The sequence below is a fragment of the Marinomonas sp. TW1 genome (genome assembly GCF_001625355.1).
Classification (GTDB): Bacteria; Pseudomonadota; Gammaproteobacteria; order Pseudomonadales; family Marinomonadaceae; genus Marinomonas.
Genome location: NZ_JSEE01000046.1, coordinates 1 through 732 on the forward strand (window position 1 = coordinate 1; position 732 = coordinate 732).

1 pseudogene is annotated in these 732 nt (G+C 39.5%); it reads right to left on the reverse strand.

Annotation, left to right across the window (positions count from 1 at the left end):
* Window positions 1–192 precede the first annotated feature (192 nt).
* Window positions 193–732, reverse strand: a pseudogene (locus tag OA79_RS18510) (hypothetical protein); the annotation flags it as partial.

A 732-nucleotide genomic window follows, 5' to 3' on the forward strand; every position in this document is an offset into this window, starting at 1 on the left:
TTATCTTCATCTAGTTAATCTTGATGAATGATTAAAAAACCGACCTAGGTCGGTTTTTTTATGCCTAAAATTGCCTTACCCTTTATAACATTTCCTTTTTGCTCTCTTGAGCTTACGTTTACAAAAGGCCGTTAGCGTTAAGCAATTAAATTCCTCCTTTCTATTGCACTCAGCTTCATTTTTTTTTAGTCTCTAGGCAACCTTTTTATAGAGACCTGCTATGAAAGCAATAAAACTAACAAAAATTGCCGCTGTAGTATTACTTGCTAGCACCACGTTAACCGCATGCAACAATACCGATGAATCGACTAGCGCTAACAAGAGTGCCATTGAACAAAAAACGCCAAGCCATAAAAAAGTACAGCTAAAGGCGGAAAACCAACCAGAACTGCTTGCTGGCTTTGAGAGCCGTTTAAACATATACAAAGAAGTCACCCTTACGGCTGATTTACGCCATTTATCCGTTGCCTCTAACCCAGTACCTGAAGAGTAAGAGCCCGCTTTATGGATAGACTTACTCACCAAACTCATGGCAGTCACATGAACATCATCAACAATTGTTAAATGCCCAATAATGCCGACACCACCAGAAATAGTACAACGTTGACCTATATGAGTACTGCCAGCAATCGCAGAGCAACCCGCAATTGCGCTATTATCACCAATAATTACGTTATGAGCAATTTGACCTTGGTTATCAATGATAACCCCATTACCAACTTTAGTATTCTC